Origin of the sequence: Candidatus Sarmatiella mevalonica (genome assembly GCF_016751895.1) — a bacterium.
Classification (GTDB): Bacteria; Pseudomonadota; Alphaproteobacteria; order Rickettsiales; family Rickettsiaceae; genus Sarmatiella; species Sarmatiella mevalonica.
Genome location: NZ_JACVVM010000019.1, coordinates 1 through 18,977 on the forward strand (window position 1 = coordinate 1; position 18,977 = coordinate 18,977).

General features: G+C 37.5%; 16 protein-coding genes and 1 pseudogene. 4 read left to right on the forward strand and 13 right to left on the reverse strand.

Going from position 1 to position 18,977, the window contains the following annotated elements; genetic code table 11:
* Positions 1-553: 553 nt before the first annotated feature.
* The 7 genes from Sarmat_RS02510 to pgeF form a co-directional block, all read right to left on the reverse strand.
* Entirely contained in the window at positions 554-2,257 is a 1,704-nt protein-coding gene (locus tag Sarmat_RS02510) for an ABC transporter ATP-binding protein (protein WP_202149275.1), read from the reverse strand.
* A gap of 212 nt (positions 2,258-2,469) precedes the next feature.
* Positions 2,470-4,404 carry a replication restart helicase PriA gene (priA, locus tag Sarmat_RS02515; protein ID WP_202149276.1) on the reverse strand — a complete coding sequence of 645 codons (1,935 nt, stop codon included), beginning with the start codon at positions 4,402-4,404 and terminating at the stop codon, positions 2,470-2,472.
* A gap of 24 nt (positions 4,405-4,428) precedes the next feature.
* Positions 4,429-5,385, reverse strand: a complete 957-nt coding sequence (locus Sarmat_RS02520; RefSeq protein WP_202149277.1) for a ParB/RepB/Spo0J family partition protein — start codon at positions 5,383-5,385, stop codon at positions 4,429-4,431.
* A 1-nt stretch (position 5,386) separates the two neighbouring features.
* A complete protein-coding gene (locus Sarmat_RS02525; RefSeq protein WP_202149278.1) occupies positions 5,387-6,163 on the reverse strand; it encodes a ParA family protein in 777 nt (258 codons plus the stop codon).
* 32 nt (positions 6,164-6,195) lie between these two features.
* On the reverse strand, positions 6,196-8,043 hold the full coding sequence (mnmG, locus tag Sarmat_RS02530) for a tRNA uridine-5-carboxymethylaminomethyl(34) synthesis enzyme MnmG (RefSeq protein WP_202149279.1): 1,848 nt from the start codon (positions 8,041-8,043) through the stop codon (positions 6,196-6,198).
* Positions 8,044-8,110: 67 nt separating this feature from the next.
* The gene (gene mvaD / locus Sarmat_RS02535) at positions 8,111-9,181 is read right to left on the reverse strand and encodes a diphosphomevalonate decarboxylase (protein ID WP_202149280.1); all 1,071 of its coding nucleotides are present in this window, start codon (positions 9,179-9,181) and stop codon (positions 8,111-8,113) included.
* Positions 9,115-9,828, reverse strand: a complete 714-nt coding sequence (pgeF, locus tag Sarmat_RS02540; protein ID WP_202149281.1) for a peptidoglycan editing factor PgeF — start codon at positions 9,826-9,828, stop codon at positions 9,115-9,117. Before pgeF ends, mvaD begins: the two co-directional genes overlap by 67 nt.
* Before the next feature lie 5 nt (positions 9,829-9,833).
* On the opposite strand from pgeF, the gene Sarmat_RS02545 reads away from it, so the two are divergent.
* Positions 9,834-10,658 carry a type I glutamate--ammonia ligase gene (locus tag Sarmat_RS02545; RefSeq protein WP_202149282.1) on the forward strand — a complete coding sequence of 275 codons (825 nt, stop codon included), beginning with the start codon at positions 9,834-9,836 and terminating at the stop codon, positions 10,656-10,658.
* Here the strand turns inward: Sarmat_RS02545 and dapE are convergent.
* The 5 genes from dapE to Sarmat_RS02570 all read right to left on the reverse strand — a co-directional run bounded on the left by dapE (position 10,655) and on the right by Sarmat_RS02570 (position 16,833).
* The gene (gene dapE / locus Sarmat_RS02550; protein ID WP_202149283.1) at positions 10,655-12,007 is read right to left on the reverse strand and encodes a succinyl-diaminopimelate desuccinylase; all 1,353 of its coding nucleotides are present in this window, start codon (positions 12,005-12,007) and stop codon (positions 10,655-10,657) included. The two genes, Sarmat_RS02545 and dapE, sit on opposite strands and share 4 nt — an antisense overlap.
* A 371-nt stretch (positions 12,008-12,378) precedes the next feature.
* Complete coding sequence (locus tag Sarmat_RS02555; protein ID WP_202149284.1) at positions 12,379-12,882, reverse strand: DNA polymerase III subunit chi; 504 nt, start codon at positions 12,880-12,882, stop codon at positions 12,379-12,381.
* A 71-nt stretch (positions 12,883-12,953) separates the two neighbouring features.
* Positions 12,954-15,689: a hypothetical protein gene (locus Sarmat_RS02560; RefSeq protein ID WP_202149285.1), complete on the reverse strand. Its 2,736-nt coding sequence runs from the start codon at positions 15,687-15,689 to the stop codon at positions 12,954-12,956.
* A 674-nt stretch (positions 15,690-16,363) separates the two neighbouring features.
* Complete coding sequence (locus tag Sarmat_RS02565; RefSeq protein WP_202149286.1) at positions 16,364-16,459, reverse strand: transposase; 96 nt, start codon at positions 16,457-16,459, stop codon at positions 16,364-16,366.
* Between the two features lie 227 nt (positions 16,460-16,686).
* A complete protein-coding gene (locus Sarmat_RS02570; RefSeq protein ID WP_202149287.1) occupies positions 16,687-16,833 on the reverse strand; it encodes a DUF1580 domain-containing protein in 147 nt (48 codons plus the stop codon).
* Here Sarmat_RS02570 and Sarmat_RS02575 point away from each other — a divergent pair.
* Both Sarmat_RS02575 and Sarmat_RS02585 read left to right on the forward strand, forming a co-directional pair.
* Positions 16,832-16,969: a hypothetical protein gene (locus Sarmat_RS02575; protein ID WP_202149288.1), complete on the forward strand. Its 138-nt coding sequence runs from the start codon at positions 16,832-16,834 to the stop codon at positions 16,967-16,969. The two genes, Sarmat_RS02570 and Sarmat_RS02575, sit on opposite strands and share 2 nt — an antisense overlap.
* A gap of 207 nt (positions 16,970-17,176) precedes the next feature.
* A complete protein-coding gene (locus tag Sarmat_RS02585; protein ID WP_202149289.1) occupies positions 17,177-17,926 on the forward strand; it encodes an SDR family NAD(P)-dependent oxidoreductase in 750 nt (249 codons plus the stop codon).
* A gap of 421 nt (positions 17,927-18,347) precedes the next feature.
* On the opposite strand, the gene Sarmat_RS07055 is transcribed toward Sarmat_RS02585, so the two are convergent.
* The gene (locus Sarmat_RS07055; protein WP_279611740.1) at positions 18,348-18,482 is read right to left on the reverse strand and encodes a hypothetical protein; all 135 of its coding nucleotides are present in this window, start codon (positions 18,480-18,482) and stop codon (positions 18,348-18,350) included.
* A 202-nt stretch (positions 18,483-18,684) separates the two neighbouring features.
* On the opposite strand from Sarmat_RS07055, the pseudogene Sarmat_RS07320 reads away from it, so the two are divergent.
* A pseudogene (locus Sarmat_RS07320) lies at positions 18,685-18,783 on the forward strand (hypothetical protein); the annotation flags it as partial.
* Positions 18,784-18,977 lie beyond the last annotated feature (194 nt).

Consider the following 18,977-nt stretch of genomic DNA (forward strand, 5'->3'; position numbering starts at 1 on the left):
TTTTGGCTATTACCGCTTTTTATAAAACTTATTACTTTTTTACGTAAATCTATACTATATGCTCGCATTTTTTGCTTCATATTATCATATAATTTACGCTACCTCAAGCTAATTTAGTATAGCCGTCGCAGATCCATACCTCAATTCCTTTTGTTGGAAAAATTGCGATAATAACCTGTTCCGGCTATCATTTTTAGGTTAACAAGAAATAACCGCCCGATTAATTAGTTATTTTAAAATCAAAACCCATTACTGATGTTATAATAATGTACATAACGGCGTAGAATCCATAACACCTCCTATGTTTAACGCAATAGACGTTAGTCCTTCTCGGTCACTACTTCAACATCTATTTTCTTACTCACCTAAAAAGCCTAAGAAGCCATGGTTATGAATAATACTAAATTTCATAAATACCAATCTCCGAGATCTTAACTGCATGGGCTCGTTGACATTCTTCTTTTGACAATATCATCTCTCTTATGACGCTCCAACTTTAATTACTATAAAAGTTCAATAATAACTTAGCGCTAAATAGACTTGCTATATATAACTAGTGCACATAAGAAAGCAACTCTATACCTCCAGTATTCACTATCTTACCGCCATGCATCACAATCACTCTATCAACAAACTTAATTGCATGAGTTCTATGGGTAATCACTATAGTAGTCCTGCCTCGACGAAGAGTGAGTAAATTATTTAAAATCCTCCTCTCAGACTTGAAATCTAAACTGCTAGTAGCTTCATCTAAAATCATAATATTACTATTACGTAAAAAAGTTCTTGCAATCGCAAGTCTTTGTCTTTGCCCACCAGAAAGCGAAAAGCCCTTAGCGCCTATATGAGTATCATAACCATCCTGCATTTGCATAATAAACTCATGACAATCAGCTAGTTTTGATGCCTCTATAATCTGTTCTAGAGTTCTATGATCCTGCGCATAAGAAATATTTTCTTTTATAGTGCCATCGAAAAGAATGATCTCTTGACTCACAAAAGATATCTGTTCGCGCAGAGCTTTAGTAGTGATGTCCTTAATATCATATCCATCAATTAAAATCTTTCCATTAATATCCATAAATCTGATAAGAGAATGCACTAAAGAAGTTTTACCACTACCAGAACTACCAATAATCGCAGTTATACCACCAGCAACAAAATCACAATTCACTTCATCTAATATCTTCTTTGAACCCAAATCTAGACACGCATTGCGCACCACTATTTCTGGAGTATTAGAAAAACACGGGCTATCTGCCCAAGGAGAAGAAGTTATTTGAGAGCGTATATCTAAAATATCAAACACTCTTTTTGCCGCAGTAATACCTTCTTGCACATTACTATGCAAAACTACTAAGCTCTTAAATGGTCTATAAGCTGAAACGAATGCAGTAATAAATGCAAACACAGCTCCTGGCGTTGTGCTCTCATGAATAATGAGATAACCGCCATACCATATCACCGTCGCTACACCTAAACCACTCACTACTTCACTAATCGGACCAATGAGAGACTCTGCGCGAGCTCCTTTTTGGTATAGCTTTAGCATAAAATCAGTAATTTTTCTCCCTCTAGCAGCTTCCATCTCTTCTCCATTAAATGCCTTAATTACTCTAATAGCATTAAAGGTTTCATCTAATCTGGCTGTATAATTACTTAATTCTTCTTGAATCATTGAACAAATGATCCTAAGTTTTCTTCCTAATTTTTGCACTAATAAAATAACTATTGGAAAAACGAGAAATACAGCAATAGAAAGCTGAGGTTCTAGTCTGAACATTAACAACACTAAAAATAGCACTGAAAAAAAGTGTTTTGCACAACCAGTAAGAAAGTGTGAAATAGCATTACGCATTAACACTATATCATTGGTAAAACGCGAAATGAGTTTACCAGATGACTGGGATTGTATGAAGTATACATCAGCATAAAGTAAATGCTCATACATTTCTATTTGAAGAGTAGTCAGAATCCTTTGTCCTATTAGCTTTACTATATAACCTTGGTAAAACTCCGTTATACCTTTGATACAATAAATACAAAAAAGAATACCAGGGAAGATAAGGAGCATTTTACTGCTTTTTGTTATAAATAAATCATTCACTACAGGCTCCACCATTTTTACTATTGCAGCGGTACAGATGGCGTTAATTATCATACAAGCAATCGCTATAGATAAAGATTTAAAATGTTGTTTGAGATAATAAGTAAAAAACCTATCTACTATAGGACGCACCTTTATCAATTCCTGCATATATGTCAAATTAAAACGTGATAAATATATAGTCGAGTACAGCGTTTCATGTTATTTTAAAGAACAGTCCCTTCGCTCCTAAATTCCATCTTAGACTGGTAACTGCAGCAACTAATTATAATTACTAAGCTCTCTAAGGTCAACAAAGCACCAAACATTATCAATATCACCAAATAAAAACCTATCGCGCATGCATTGATAGGTTGCGTTATTTAATAAAAGTTTTGCGGGTCAAAATCTATCCTAACCTCCACCTTACTAATTGTACTTAAAGTATTATTCACATGTTTTTGTACACACTCTCTTACTCGTGCATTGGGAGTAAAAAACAGCAGTACCTTATATCTAAAATGATTGTCAATCTTAGTGATAGTAGCTCGCGCAGGCCCAAAAACACGCAGTGCAAAAATATTCGAAGATTTCATTAAATTCCTAAATGTTTGCGCGGCATTTCTACTATTAGTCTCTTGCTTACACATGAACAACACTAAACAACTCTTCATCAAAGGAGGTAATTTGTTTTGCATTCTTCGCTCCAATTCATACTTAGCAAAAGCATCATAAGAACTTGCTAAAATATTAAACAGTTTTTGGTCTGCAAAATAACTCTGTATTAATGCTATACCAGGTTTATCACTTCTACCAGCCCTACCTGCGACTTGGTGCAACATCTGATAAGTTTTTTCCAAAGCTCTAATATCAGCTCCAACAAGAGAAAAGTCCAAATCCAAAACTCCCACGAGAGTTATACCAGGAAAATGATACCCTTTGGTAATTAACTGAGTACCAATCACAATATCCGCCTTTCCCTGCGCTATACTGCGCAAAGCTGAGATATTATCTTTCGTAGATGCATTGTGATCTCTACTAAGAATAATAATTTTTTGATCTGGAAAAAGCGACGTTATCGCCTCAGCTAACTGTTCTATTCCAAAACCTAAGAAAAACAAAGGAGTATTACATTGATGACAATATAACTCAGCATCGCGACTATATCCGCATTGATTACATATCATCAGGTTTTTCTTTTTATAAAAACCCAAAGCAACGGAACAACCAACGCACTCGATTTTTGTTAAGCAGCTTTTACAAAAAACTATAGGAGCATAACCTTTCCTGTTAAGAAATAAAAGAGTCTGCTGTTTATTACAAATGTTTTGTTGAATCGCATGAATCAATTCTTGCGATAAAAAACTATATTTTGGATGACTAACCATTGTAACCTGACGTATCTCAGGCATAGTCGCTTTACCATATCTACTAGACAAGGTCGCGAGATCATATTTTGCACAATACACGTTATACATACTTTCCAATGATGGCGTCGCAGAGCACAGAAGGGTGCGTATTTGTTTATCATAACAACTTGCCGCATGCGCTTTAAGAACAGCCATATCTCTAGCATTATACAACACACCATACTCTTGCTTATAGGATGCATCATGTTCCTCGTCGACAATAATTAATTTTAAATTACTGTATGGCAGAAAAAGCGCGCTTCTCGCTCCAATCACTACCTTCGCATCGCCATGTAATATGGAGTAAAAAATTTCCTTTTTGCGTTTGATTGTTACTTTGGAATTCCAGATAGACGCCACTTCATCAAATTGCTCCTGAAATCTATCTAGAATTTGTCTCGTAAGAGATATTTCCGGTAATAAAATCAGAACCTGACCTCGCGCTAACAAAACATCCTTAATCAAATGAAAATATACTTCAGTTTTACCAGAACCAGTTACTCCATACAGTAACACCGGTAGAGTGGAAGAGTTGATTTGTTGTACAACTTTCTGTTGCTCTAGAGAAAGTGGTTTTAAACGTAAAGCGGCAGGTAGTGCGCTCTGCGAGTATTCTACAAAATCACTAATTTGCAGATTCAATGGTAAAAAAAGACGCGCTACTTCTCCAGGAGACTTTAGATAATATTTAGAAATACTATACATAAAGTATACCAGATCATCTGGTAAACAGATGGGAAAAACACCGATGATATTACGCAAAACAAAAACGGAAGCCGATATATTAATCTCAGTTACAATACCAATCTTTTGAGTTTTACGAAAAGGCACTAAAACAATTTGATTTTTTTGAACATCAAAATCCTTTGGGCAAAAATAATCAAATTCACTTACTCCTACAATAGGCAAGAGTACCTTAATAATCATTATATATCATTTTAATTTATCAAGAATTTGATCAAGATGCTCCATATCTCTGTAACATATCACAATCGCCCCTCTGTTCGTTATAGAATTATGTCTAATTTTTACCATAGTCCTGAACATCTGACACAAGTTTTCTTCCAGCATAACTAAATTCTCATCCTGCTGAACATCTAAACCTTCAATCTTATCCAAACTACCGCTAGACCTATGTTTGAAGTTAGTTCTTGGATCGTAATTGATAGTAGAAGTGTCGTATTGATTAACTTGCTTATTACGATTAACATTTGGCCATGTTTTCACTAAAGCCTCAGTTTCTCTTACGTTCAAATCATTCTCTATTATATATTTTGCAATATCAATTTCATATGGATGATTTATTAAACATCTTGCATGTCCCATAGAAATCTGGTTATTTTCTAGCATCTCTTTCACCTCACGGCTCAAATGATTCAGACGTAAAATGTTAGCAATATAACTTCTGCTTTTTCCAAGTATCTGACTTAATTCCTCCTGAGTGTAACGAAATTCTTGCATTAACTTCATTAACCCCTCCGCCTCCTCTATCTTAGTTAATTCTTCGCGCTGAATATTTTCTATCAGAGAAATTTTTAAAATCTCGGCATTTTCAACATTTTTAACTATCGCATCAATTCTAGTCAATCCAGCAATTTGAGCCGCACGCCATCTTCTCTCGCCTGCTATGATTTTATATTGCTTATTTTCTACCGGATATACCACAATTGGTTGTATCAGTCCAACATTTAAAATAGAATCTGCAAGCTCCTGTATTTGTTCCACATGAAACTTTTTTCTTGGTTGATACAGTCCCGGACTGATAGACATAATCTCCAGCTGTACTACTCCACCTTCTTCTTGGTTTTTAGTACTTTCACGCTCTATCTCAGGTGCACGATCTCGTAGAAGAGATTCCAATCCACGGCCTAACATTATTTTTTTTCCCATTTCATTCTCTTGCTAAAATTTCTTTAGTCAATGCCAAATATGCAACAGATCCAGGGCACTTATGGTCGTATATTACTCCTGGCTCTCCATAAGAAGGAGCTTCTGATAGCTTAATATTTCTAGGAATAGTAGTAGAATATACAAGATCACCGAGATAATCTCTCACATCTTTTTCTACCGCTTCTGTAAGTTTATTTCTTTTATCGTACATAGTAAACAAGATCCCGGAAATTTTTATCTCTTGATTTAATTTTTTCTGTACAAACTCAATAGTACTTAATAAGTGAGTTAAACCTTCTAATGAAAAAAAATCGCACTGCATAGGTATCAACACACCATTGGATGCCGTAAGTGCGTTGATAGTTAAAAGGTTTAGAGAAGGCGGACAATCTATAATAACATAGTCAAATGCATGTATTATTTGATCTAATAAATTGCGCAATACAAATTCTCTCTGTTTGAGTTGAATTAACTCAATTTCCGCACCCGCCAAATTAGTGTTAGAAGATATTACGCATAGATTGTTTACATTAGTCTTGATAATAGTCTCTGATATCCTTTCGAGCCCAGCCAAAGCGTGATATATCGTGGATAATCTCGATCTTTTTTCAATACCAAATCCACTGCTAGCATTCCCCTGAGGGTCTAGATCAATCACTAATGTCTTCTTTCCCATAATCGAGAAAGCCGTAGATAGATTAATTGCCGTGGTAGTTTTGCCAACTCCACCTTTTTGGTTTACTACAGATAAAACTTTTGTTTTTCTAGTATCATTCATAAAATTAATATTAGCAGTAATATACCTAATGTCTATACTTTATAATCTTTTAAATAAATAAGTAGTCGAATAACAGATGCAGGAGTTATACCCTGTACTAATGCAGCCTCCTTAATTGTTAAAGGTTTCTCTTTTATTAATTTCTCGATCACTTCATTAGATAAACCTGATATTGATTTGTAGTCTAGATTCTGAGGTATTTTGCGCCCCTCCTCTAATCTAAATAACTTCATGTCGTTCATCTGACGCTCTAAATAACTAGAATACTTCGATTCTATACTCAAGATTTCCAAAATTTTACTATCAATATAATTTAAATCAGAAAATATATTCTTTACTATATCTACTCCATAAGTGGGTAAACCAAGTAACTGCATGGCAGTTTTTCTACTACCATCTTGAGCAATAGAATATCCATGCTCTTTTATCTGATGAGTAGTTAATGACAAACCTGTCAAGACGCATCGAGCATCATCCAATGCTTGTTTTTTACGTAAAAAACTCTCCAGCCTCTTCCCACCAACTAACCCACAATCAATAGCTAGCTGAGTAAGTCTCAAATCAGCATTGTCCGCTCGCAATGATAAACGATATTCCGCACGAGAAGTAAAAACTCTATAAGGCTCACTTACGCCTTTACTCACCAAATCATCTATCATTAAACCAATATAAGAGTCAGATCTACTTAATATCAGAGCCTCTCGTCCTTTCGCACGTAAAGCAGCATTAGCACCAGCAATCAATCCTTGTCCCGCAGCCTCTTCGTAACCAGTGGTACCATTAACCTGCCCTGCGAAAAATAATCCGCGAATTTTTTTACTTTCTAAACTAGAACGTAATTCTCTAGGGTCTATATGATCATATTCTACAGCATATCCAGGCTGAGCAATTTTGGCATCTTCTAATCCCTTAATAGTTTTTAATAAATCTCTTTGTACCTCTTCAGGTAACGAAGTAGATATACCATTTGGATATACTAAATCACTATCCAAACCTTCCGGTTCAAGAAAAATTTGATGAGATAGCCTGTCTGCAAAACGCACTATCTTATCTTCAATAGAAGGACAATAACGTGGGCCTACAGACTCTATATTCCCTGAATACATCGCGGACAAATGGATATTATCTTTAATGATCTGATGCGTCTTTTGACTAGTGCGTGTAATGAAGCAATGAATTTGCGGCACCATCACCATTTTAGTCATTTCAGAAAATGGTTCTGGTATTTCATCTCCCAGTTGCACTTCAAGAACATCATAGTTTATACTATTAGCATAAATTCTAGGCGGAGTACCTGTTTTTAATCTCCCAGTTCTAATTTTTAATCTTTGTAAAGTGTGCGTTAAAGAATCGAAACCTCTCTCCCCCCATCGACCCCATTTTTGCCTCTTATCACCTATATGTATTAAACCACCTAAAAAAGTACCAGTTGTTAAAATAACCTGTTCACATGATATCTGGCTGCCATCTGCCAAAATCACCCCCTTTACTTCCTCATCTACAATGCTAATATCTTCTACCTGCGCCGCTATAATATCTAATACAGAATATTGATTGAGCAAGCAAGTAATAGCATTTTTATATAATATTCTATCAGCCTGCGCTCTAGGGCCCCACACCGCAGGACCCTTGCTTCTATTAAGCATCTTATAATGTATGCCAGACATATCAATTGCCCGCGCCATCAAACCATCTAATGCGTCAATCTCTCTCACAATAGTGCCCTTGCCAACTCCGCCAATAGAAGGGTTGCATGACATCACTCCTATATTAGCCACATCAGCTGTAATTAAAGCAGTACTCGCGCCTATTCTACACGCAGCAGCAGCCGCCTCACATCCTGCATGACCCGCGCCAACCACTACAACATCAAAAAACATAACTTTTAAACCACACTACTATTTAATTCATATTTAATTCATTTTTGTAAAGATGAGTAAAGCCCTACTATTCAATTTCACAAAGCATTAAATTCCTAAATTCTCGCACTAAACAATCATGATCCCGCTCATGGTAAAGTAATTTTAAATTACTACCAGCGTCCTGTGTATAAAATACTTCCACGCCATCACTCCTAATACGTGCTATTTGCTCTAACGCCCTAACCGTATTCATGCTGTTAAAATTTATCGGAGGCACGCAACTTCTCATTAATGCATGCATTCTATTTGAATTATCTTGCGCAATCTTGCACACCCCCCATAAATCACCTGATTGCAAAGCAAAGCATAAACGATGAAAATCTGCGCTAGACTCCTCTAGCCATATTTTATATACTTTCTGATTTTCCATCGCCCTACTCATTCCCAAAGTAGACGATATCATTTTCTTACCCCTATCCAATAACAAAATCGCCAAACGCAATTGCGGCAATCTATAGTTAAGAGCAACGCCATAAGAATCACTTCCATCTTCCTCCTCTCCCCTTGGCCACATCACGAAACCATCATGCAAAGATCTAGTAGCGCTGCCGCTTCCTATTCTCGATAAAATAGCTAACTGCCTCCGATTTAACTTCATGTCATAAATATCATTTAAAGCCAAAACAATACTAGCAAAACCTGCAGATGAAGATGCTAGACCCGCAGCTATCGGCACATCAGACGATATATGTATTTCAAAAAAATTTGGTATATCAAACAATTCTAAGAAAGACGCTAAACGTTGATAAAAATTACTGAACACACTCACCTTGCGGCCATTTAGAAAAATTTTATGCTCACCCCTAGTACCATCTAAAATTGCGCGCAATGATACTCTGGACCTGAGATTCTTGAAGCTCAATGAAATACTGCTATTATTCGGCAATCTCAACTCCTCATCTCTCTTGCCCCAATATTTAATTAATGCAATATTAATTGGCGCAGAAGCTTCCTGCTCTATACCACGCAGTGTTAATATAGGTGGCACAATATCTTTCACTACTCTCTTAGCCCTTAACATATATTTTTCTAATGACTTATAATACCCACTCCGCAAATAATCCTTTCCGCACACTCCTTGTTTTCCTCGCTGCATCGCCTATAGCTAGGATAAATATTAGAAGTATAAGTATCTTCTTGGGAAACGGAGATATCATCCACTCCATATAATCTCAATTGATGCTCTACAATCCCCGGCAAATCAAAATAATACTTTCTATTGACATTGTTATATGCAAAAAACTTATCGTACTCAGAATCAAGCGCTAAAAAATTCTCTCGATAAGCACTATCCACAGCATACGATGCTTGCTTGATTGATGGACCTATCCACGCAATAGTCTCATGAAAATCTTTAAGTAAACTATAAGCATTACCAATAATCCCATCATAAACTCCCCTCCACCCACAATGCAATGCGCAAACAAATTCTCCACGTTTGTTTGCTAATAAAACTGGCACACAATCTGCCGTTTGCACAAATACATAAAGCCCAGGTACAGTGCTAATCAACCCATCTCCTTGTGAAAGCAATATCTTGCCATCCTCATCACTCCTCATTAAACTCCGCGCCTCATTATGAGAATTAATGCACACAACGTTGCTACTATGTATCTGCTCAAGTAATACGTAATCTATATTTCCTAAGCATTTCCGCAAACTGCAACTAGCCACTTGTGTCTTGTCTACCTTATGCAATAAAATTGAGTCAATCGCTATCGTATTTAACATGCTACACTTCATAATTTATGTCGAAAAAAATCATGCATTTTCAGTATATTAGTAATATTCTAAAAGAGAAGAGGTATTTAGAGCATTTACAATCGCGCTTCGCAAACGAACATAAATTAACCCCTATGATCGGCGTGGAGTTGGAATTTTACTTAAGCCAACATATAGCAATTGCCGGACTAAGTAAATTAATTGCTATGCCGATAATTAAAGAGGAAGGAAAGAACCAATTTGAATTAAACTTTCCACCAACAACTAATCTCATTAAGTTAGTACATCAGGTGAACGCAACAAAACAACAAATTATGTATTATGCGAAACTTTATAAAGGAGTAGCGGATTTTAGCCCCAAGCCATTTCTTGATGATTATGGCAATGGCATGCATATTAACCTTAGCTTTGTAGAAAATAATGACGAAGAGTTTGTGCATGCATGCGCAAAAACATTATGTTATTTTTTAACACAAACTTTATTATTGTTTATGGAAAGCGAGAATGAGTATAGTAGATTAGATTATAAGTTCATGGCCCCAACGCACATAGCTTACGGCAAAAATAACCGCAGCGTCGCCATTAGAATAAACACAAATCTCCCTCAAACCGTAATAGAGCATAGAGTGCCAAGTGCCTCTTCGAACATCTACTCAGTGCTCTGCGCAATACTGCGCGCAATAGAGAAAATGATTTTAGAACCTCATCATGATATCCACAAATTTTTTCCTATTTATGGTAACGCATTTGATGAGCAATATCAGAACCAACCAATTCCCTCGAACCATCAAGAAGCATTAGAGCATTTTAATATAAACTTTTTTGATTTTAACAAATATTTTCAACTCTAATGAATTTGCAAGATAATATTTGAGTATATTTCCACCAACTCCTCCAAATCCTTCAAACTAACGCATTCCGCTGGTTTATGAGCACTACCATGTTTTAATCCAATTTCCACCACAGGGCAATAAGCACTAATGTAACAAGCATCAGAAACGCCGCCAGACGTAGAAAAAGAGGCGCGAGTCTTCTTCTGAACTATAGCTAATATCTTTTGCATAAGTTCAAGCCCCATATCCTGCACAAAAGCAAAATGATTAGAGCTACAAGTAAGATCATATCTAATACCCGGCGCCAAACGCAATAATTCATCCTCGATATAACTTTTTAGAGATTGATGCGTATGTAAGGTATTAAACCTGATATTAAACCTTACCCTAGCACTACTAGGAATTACATTCGTGAGATGATTATTGCAATCAATAGAAGTAATTTCTAAATTTGATGGCTGAAATAACTCGCACCCCTCATCCAACTTACTAACCACCAATGCATTTAAAAATTTTACCAAAATAGCATTAGGATTAACACATAGCTCCGGGTAAGCCACATGCCCTTGCATACCATAAATAATCAAGTCAAAGTTCGCGCTTCCTCTCCTTCCTATCTTAACTAAATCACCAATATCATTCTTACTCGCAGGCTCACCTAAAACAGCCAAATCTATTGTATAGCCTAAATGACTAATTAGCGACAGCATCTTGCGCAAACCATACTCCCCAGTCCCCTCCTCATCAGAAGTAAACAAAAAACTAATCATCAAGTCTCGTAGACCATGCGCATCGTCTAAACTACCATCACGCAGTAAATCCAGTACTCTAAAAACTGCACAAATTGCTGCCGCTATCGCTCCTTTCATGTCTACCATCCCTCTGCCATACAATATGCCATCTTCCTGATATAACTCGAACGGATCAGCCGGCCATAACGCCGCATCACCGGCAGGCACAACATCCACATGCCCAGCAAAGCATAAATTAAAGTAGCTCGGATTCAATTCCGATAAATCTCCACTCTCCATATTGGAACTACTTTTAAACTCCCACCATTTAGTATCTTCAAAATCTCGCCCCCCCTCTTCTTGTTCATGCCAATCGCGCCAATCAATATAGCCTAACTTTTGCTGATAAGAAGTAATAACACTGAGCGGACAGAAGGCGTAAAGATTTGTTGTTTTAGGTATTCGATGGGATTCTTGAATAATAACGCGGAAATTATGAGAGGCCAATAAGCCGGCTATATACTCAATGCAACCTGCGCTATTAGGAGTAATGGATTTAAAAGATATGAGGCGAGCAAGCAATCCTAGCAATCTAACAGTTTCTCTAGTCATCACACCTCTTGCATATTCTTTCATCGTGCCTCTTGCATAGGCTCTACTCCTGATAGCAAGCGCGCCATTGCTGTAGATTCTAAACCTTCACATCAGTATCTTAGTTGAATACTATGTTATTATTTTAGTCGAATATTTTATATATTAAATTACCGCCATATTCCCTAAACCCCCGCATAAAAAGTTCCTGGCTAAGTCCCACGAGAGATCTATTAGACCTCTTTTTAAAACTCGCGCATTGATGCAGGAAGATACAAAGCGCAGAACTTCGAACACATATAAGGTAGGTGAGAGTTTTAAATCAACAGCGCCGCCACAGTTGGCGTGAAGTAGTAGAGTTTTTTTGAAGAAGTTTATCGATCTATTGATAGCAGCTTTTTCTGCGCTCTTAAATATTAGACCGTCACACAAACTGAATTTGCCTCACTACTCACCCATCCACCGCTCTGTTCTGCGTATATTTTATAAGAAACACCAGAGCTACGCAACGAACGTTGAATATAATCGCTGGTTTGAGTATGCGACCCCACTATCATAATTTTCTTAAACTCAAAAAGGAAACGTGTCAACCCCTCGACTTCCTTGTAGTCTTGAGGCGAGGCAGGGGTGTTATACTGCGAAAACAACCAATCTAAGCCAACAATCAAACATTCAGCATGATTCTGATTCATCCGAGACCACGTAATCAGCACTGGTTGTCTTTCTGGGAAGGGATCTGCGCAAGTAGCATGCGGTAAAAAATGAGTGCGCGGGGTAGTCCATAACATCACATCCAAACCTCTACCAGCTACAGCATCGGTAAGCAGGAGAGTTTTAATTTTAGCTTGATAAGCTTTGGTAACCAAACCTAGAATTGTTTTCTCCTGCCCAGTATGACACTGATAGAAAGATATGTTCATCAAATTATGTTCATCAAATCTTCCTGTTTTCGTTAAATAAAGTAACCAAGTATGAAATAGATCATGCTTTATTAAGAATCGCCCGTTAAGGATTGCATAGCTGAAGCCTGCATCAATATTCTACTGTTGATCTGCTCTATTTTGTATCTTCTTTTTCTCATCTCCCGCGCGGCGCGTTCATGTTTAGCGAGCATCACTCCTCTTTTCCTGCGCAGGATCTCGTCTAAACTTTTTGCCCTTGCGTGTATTGACCTCAAGTCTACAGCGAAAGGTATTTTATCACTCTTACCCATTGGCACGCTATCACGCACGGCAATATTAAATATCCTCATCTCACTTTTTCCATCGGAAAGCAACTTCTGTACAGCGGAGTAATCACAATTTTTAATATCAAACATATCCTTTATAGCAGAGGCAAAACCATTTTTTGTAATAATACCAAGCGACACCTTTGGTTTACCATTCGCTCCAGCAAGATACACTTCGAATTTGTCTTCTTTTTTGCACGCAAACACTTCTCCGCGATTATACCGTAAGTGTCGCTTGAGCTCCTCGCCAACACTCACTCGCACCCCAGGCAACGATGACACCTCAACTTCTGCAACAACTCGAGAAGATTGTAACGAGGCAATAAAAGTAGATAAAGCTTTAGCGTCATTGCTTTTTGTCAATCTCAACGTACCATTATGATAAGCAAAGGGAGAATTCGGACGTAAGCATAAAGCACGCATTTGATCTTCTAATTTTTTTTGCATTTCAGAATATTTCGCACGCAACTGCCCCATCTCGAAAGTGGTTTTAGAATGAGTGTATTTCGGCCTATTCTCACCAGCTAACATCTGCTCATCGTCATCCCTAAGCTTTTTGATGTTCTCATTAAGATCACTTATAGCGCTTGTCAAGCGATTATAAAAATCATTTGTATACTTACTAACATCATCTAGAATCGGATCTAGTTCAGCCATAGAACTTTGAGGCGTCACTTCAATTGGACCAAAGTCGCGAAAACCCCTGGCAACAGTAATTTCCACACCCGATACCTCTACTACTCCATTTGCACCAATTGGAAGGATCTTTTCTTCACCATCTACATTCACAGTCACTTGCCCTTTTGCAGATTCGTAAGTATCGTACACATTCTTCTCGTCAGCCACGAAGAATGAGTAGGTCTTCCGCTCTATATACTGTTGCATTTGTTGGAACACCGACTTGAGAGTTACGGCAAGAGTGCCGAGGGGGGTTGTAGACAGCAGCGGAAACTTTACCGCATCTTCTGCTTCTTGAATCTCAGTAGCATCAGAGAGCCCGGCGCTCGCGTCCTTCATTTGCTTGAAATATTCTAGTGCGCAAAACGTCACGGGCTCCTTATGCGCTGCCTGCGAGGCATTGACTAGATCAGTGCATTCTGATAGATTATCACGAAAAAATTCCAGAACCTTTTTCTGCGCGCCCTTCCACATGCGCTCGCTGTCCACTGCTTGCGCCTTATGCAGCGCCCGCGCAACAGCCACAGCGTCAGCATTCATCGATCCCAGCTTATCCTGCCACTGTAGCGCTAGCATCGCTAGTTCATCCAGCCGCTCATCCAGCCCATCCAGCCCATCCAGCCGCCTATCCAGCTCATCCAGCTCATTCGGCCCATTCGCATCCAGAATCTGCAACGCCTCCTGCGCCATCAGCTTCCTGTCTCCTTCCAGCGCCTCCAATCTGTCCGCTGCATCTTGTCGCGCAGCTGCTGCGTCCGCTAATTCTTCTAGAACTGATTCGTACTCTCGCACAACATCTGCATCCAAACCTTCAAGCGAGTCTATAAAATCTCTCATTTTTTGCATGCCACCATCTTCAGCTAAAAAGGTCTCGTGGGATTGAGTAAAAAATGCAGCATTCTCTCTTAAGAATTGTTGTAGAAGGCGCATTTCCTTTTCTAGCGCAGCTTCTTTTCGTTTTCGTACCCCTTCTATCTTGTAGAAGTTGGCAAAATTCCGAAGAGCAGCAGAAGCATCGCTCCCATTATCTACAGCTAGCCATTTCGCAAAAAGCTCTCCCATCTCACCGTCTAATGCTTCGCCATCTATCTTGCTCTTAGGATTTGAGAGGAATCGAGATATCCCCCCCCCATATATATCCATTATCTCAGACAGCTCATCACTCAGCTCTCGCAGCCCTTGAGCTCGCGCAAATGCATCACGCTGCTTTTGGTCACTTATTCCTATTCTTGTACAAGACACTTGTATACCCTTCTCCGCGGAGATAATCTTTAGCGCTACTTTGCTACCATCATTAGCATCAACAGTACAAGCAACAGAAGCGCCTAAATCGATAAACCTTCTATCTTGCTTAAATGCCTCAGCAATCTGCTGTAGCGTCCCTTCTGCATGAAACTGTTTACCATCTATCGACATACAGCAGTCATATGTACCAAACACATGTCCTGCAAAATCAAAAACAGCATCTTTACTAGCACTAATCGCGCTAATAGTAAATGGCTGTATACTATCTATACCCACACCTTTGGCAGGAGCAACCGTCACCCCGTCTCGTCTATATAACTCTTTCTTGGAATTCAACAACGCCAACTCCGACTCTGGCTTCTTTGCGAGCGCTAATGCCTGCAGCGCATTCCAACATTTTTCTTGATCAGATCCAACCGCGCCAGTAATAGTATGTATCCCTTTAGCACCTGATTCTACTCTTTCTAATTCCCTTTTTTCTGTCTCATGTCTTTTAATTTGCTCTTGCTCACTGCGCTGAAATATTTCGCTATTTCGCTTCGCATTTTGCACGGCCATCTTAACCATGTTACTCATCTTGTCATTACCTCAATTAACTTACTGCTTCCAATTTTATCCAACATTAAGAAAAATATTAAAAAACAATTTAATACTTCCAGCAACCATTTGCAACTCTCACTTTATTTTATGAGAAAGAACGCGCCATTGTATAGATAATTTTATAACGGAAAGCGCACCTAGTCAATCCTCTCTCTACACCTCCTCACATCATGCCTAACTAAATATAAACAATAAATAAATGCGAGCGTAAGATCGAAAGATCTTAACCTGAATATTGCATGATGGTAGAATTAAGCATAAGTTTCTGAAGGGTGTTAATGCTCACACCTCATCTTGCACAAAATTTGTGTTAAAAAGCACTTTCCAATCTATTATTTTTAGATTTTAGACGTAATAACCCCTTACCCCATTTTCTATAAGCGCCAGGGACAGCGCTAAATTAACTTAACTTATTCCAAAGCTAATTTCTTCATTATAGTTTGCCATAGATGCTGATAAGGATACGATGAAGATAATAAAACTTGATGCGCCTAGTATTACGAATAATTACCACTCCTATTTTAAATAATTTTAATCGTATTGTACCACCTGAGCGGTTGCTAATTCACTGCCTTGTAGGAATTTATCACGTATATATTCTACAAGGTATAACTGAGAACTGATAAAAGCATTCTAAATTGATTAGCCCATCATTTATAACAGGAAGTACGATCCGCAAATAGTTCTAATTGCTGTTCCTTTATCCGGTTTTCCATATTACCGCGGGCACAATAAACTTTATCCATATAAAGCCTCTGGATCGCCTAATAAATTCGTTACTATAATAGTATACAATTTGTCATAGCAAAATCCTTTAAATAATAGTGCTGCAGTAACAATATTATACTGCTTTACAAGGGCTTTGTCTTCTTCTTTTGATGCAATATTCAGGCTAGATTTTTTAACCAGTAACTTATTGTAAAAATACTTACTCCAAATTTTTGGGCAACTTTTTTCAATGTCATATTTTCATTTAATTTACGTAGTTTTCAAGTGCTTCTAGATCAATTTTTCTTTTTGAACCACCTTGTTTCTTTGCGAGATAATTGCCTTCTTTTTTATATTTTTGGTACCACCTTCCTATTGCTGATACACTAGACCTCTTTCGAAACTCGCTCATGATGAGCAAATGCGAGGAGTATACGAAGCACAGAGTCGCAGCGTACATGAAGTACGTGAGGACTTGCGCATCGACAGCGTCGCCACAGTTGTCATCAGGAGTAGAGTTAGGAAAGAGGTCTACTTATTGTAAATAATTTAGGTGCTTGGTCATAACTATTCCCAGCTTCTAAATATGCTACTACTTTTTCTCTTAAATCATTGCTATAGCTTTTTTGTCAATTACTATAGTAAAGTAAATTGAATTAGCATAATTGCAAAAACTACTATATATGGGAAAATTTATATTATTATGGATGTTTATATGCTCGCTCTTTTCTGCAATCGCAAGAGCGGATACTGTTTTGATAACAGCGGCTACTGGCGCTTTTGGGGAAGCGCTTAGTTTTCATTTTGCCGCTGAAAAATTTGATCTCATTTTAGCTGGAAGAGATGAAAACAAGTTAGTAGACTTAAAAAAGCGAATTTTAAGTAGGTATCAAAGTTCAAGCATTTTAACTATCATAGTTGATTTTTCTGATATCGAGGCAATGCGAGCATCTATGCAAAGCATCAAATTTAATCAACTAGATAGTGTGATTTTGATAGGTCCTAGGCCAGAATTGACTAGAAATAATATTCCTAGCTTCGAGGAATGGAACAAGACATTTAATGAAACATTTTTTGCTCCATTAGAATGTCTAAAACAAATGATACCAAGTATACGAGATAATGGTAGCATTGTTATTATCTCGGGTAATAGTTCTAAAGACTATCTAAAAGCATATCCCAATACTAATGTTATAAGACTTGCGTGGATTGGTGAAGTGAAAAATCTCATGCACTTTCTTGCTGCGCGTAAAATTAGAGTGAATGCAATTTCTCCTGGGCCCATTTTAACCAAATTTCATCGTGATAAAATTACTAAAACAGCTTCCGATAATAAAATTACTTTTGAAGCGCAATTGCGAAACGACGCTAAATCCATCCCTTTAGGGGCATACGGATCTCTGGATGATGTTACAAATTTGGTGCATTTTTTAATAAGCAAAAAATCAAAACATATAAATGGTGCAAATATTCTTCTTGATGGAGGAGAATCAAACGCATACTAAGACTATAGTAAATCACCTTGTATTAGACGAGATAAAGAAGCGCTGTAGGGTGTTATGCAAATGAGTAAATTCAGTAATTCTATCTTTAATAGACCTACCGCGTAAGTAAAAAAGCAAAACATAAAGAGTAATTGAAATATTAATAATAACCTGAACTCGACGTAAGAGTTAACAATAGGCAAGTTAACAAAGAGAGTTGAAGCAACCTGGGGTTAATGATAGAGTACAAGCTTAAACCATTCCGAAGTATCATACTTGTACTCATAGAGAATATTTTCTGCGAAATTGATGATTTTTGCAAGGAATTTTATCCAAATCAATCATATCGTATATTACCAAACCCAAACCGTAAAAGAATCCGCTATTGTAAAATGGCTTCGAGTGAAATAATGACAATTATAATATTATTCCATTTAAGTTACTATCGTACATTAGACCTCTTTCCTAACTCTACTCCTGATGGCAACTGTGGCGACGCCGTCGATGCGCAAGTCCTCACGTACTTTATGTACGCTGCGGCTCTGTGCTTCGTATACTCCTCGCATTTGCTCATCATGAACGAGTTTCGAAAGAGGTCTATTTAAAGATTATTATCATGGGCGTGTAATAAAATATTTAAAACAATACTTTCCGACTCTGGTAAGTTATAACAGATTTTTAGAATTAAGTCCTCTGTGATACTTCAGTTAGCTCTATATGTGAAGCATAAAGCTGACGCTGAAAGCTGCCATATATTGTATTGATTCAGCCTATGCCATAACAGGCGTATTTATCGGCATAAAGTTTTTGATAAGATAGCCAAAAGTGGCAAAAGTTATAGGGTGGTTCTTTGGTTTTTAACTGCATTTAGTAATTAATTACAAAGGAGAAATTATGTCTTTTTGCTTAACGCAGAACAATACTGATGATCGTATTCCTATGGGACCGTTACGAGATGAGGTAATTTTTGTTATAATAAATCTCAAAAGAACGAGGTTTTCAAATGTCTTCAGCGCATCAAATTACAATGGTAAGTTTAAATCAATTAGTTAGTCCAAAGCATCAATATCGC

Bases quoted from the DNA above. Each gene is read 5' to 3' on its own strand.
- Sarmat_RS02510 (WP_202149275.1), bottom strand. From the start codon at position 2,257: ATGCAGGAATTGATAAAGGTGCGTCCTATAGTAGATAGGTTTTTTACT.
- Sarmat_RS02520 (WP_202149277.1), bottom strand. From the start codon at position 5,385: ATGGGAAAAAAAATAATGTTAGGCCGTGGATTGGAATCTCTTCTACGA.
- Sarmat_RS02525 (WP_202149278.1), bottom strand. From the start codon at position 6,163: ATGAATGATACTAGAAAAACAAAAGTTTTATCTGTAGTAAACCAAAAA.
- mnmG (WP_202149279.1), bottom strand. From the start codon at position 8,043: ATGTTTTTTGATGTTGTAGTGGTTGGCGCGGGTCATGCAGGATGTGAG.
- mvaD (WP_202149280.1), bottom strand. From the start codon at position 9,181: ATGCAGCGAGGAAAACAAGGAGTGTGCGGAAAGGATTATTTGCGGAGT.
- pgeF (WP_202149281.1), bottom strand. From the start codon at position 9,828: ATGAAGTGTAGCATGTTAAATACGATAGCGATTGACTCAATTTTATTG.
- Sarmat_RS02545 (WP_202149282.1), top strand. From the start codon at position 9,834: ATGTCGAAAAAAATCATGCATTTTCAGTATATTAGTAATATTCTAAAA.
- dapE (WP_202149283.1), bottom strand. From the start codon at position 12,007: ATGAAAGAATATGCAAGAGGTGTGATGACTAGAGAAACTGTTAGATTG.
- Sarmat_RS02555 (WP_202149284.1), bottom strand. From the start codon at position 12,882: ATGAACATATCTTTCTATCAGTGTCATACTGGGCAGGAGAAAACAATT.
- Sarmat_RS02560 (WP_202149285.1), bottom strand. From the start codon at position 15,689: ATGAGTAACATGGTTAAGATGGCCGTGCAAAATGCGAAGCGAAATAGC.
- Sarmat_RS02565 (WP_202149286.1), bottom strand. From the start codon at position 16,459: ATGGATAAAGTTTATTGTGCCCGCGGTAATATGGAAAACCGGATAAAG.
- Sarmat_RS02575 (WP_202149288.1), top strand. From the start codon at position 16,832: ATGATGAGCAAATGCGAGGAGTATACGAAGCACAGAGTCGCAGCGTAC.
- Sarmat_RS02570 (WP_202149287.1), bottom strand. From the start codon at position 16,833: ATGAGCGAGTTTCGAAAGAGGTCTAGTGTATCAGCAATAGGAAGGTGG.
- Sarmat_RS07055 (WP_279611740.1), bottom strand. From the start codon at position 18,482: ATGATGAGCAAATGCGAGGAGTATACGAAGCACAGAGCCGCAGCGTAC.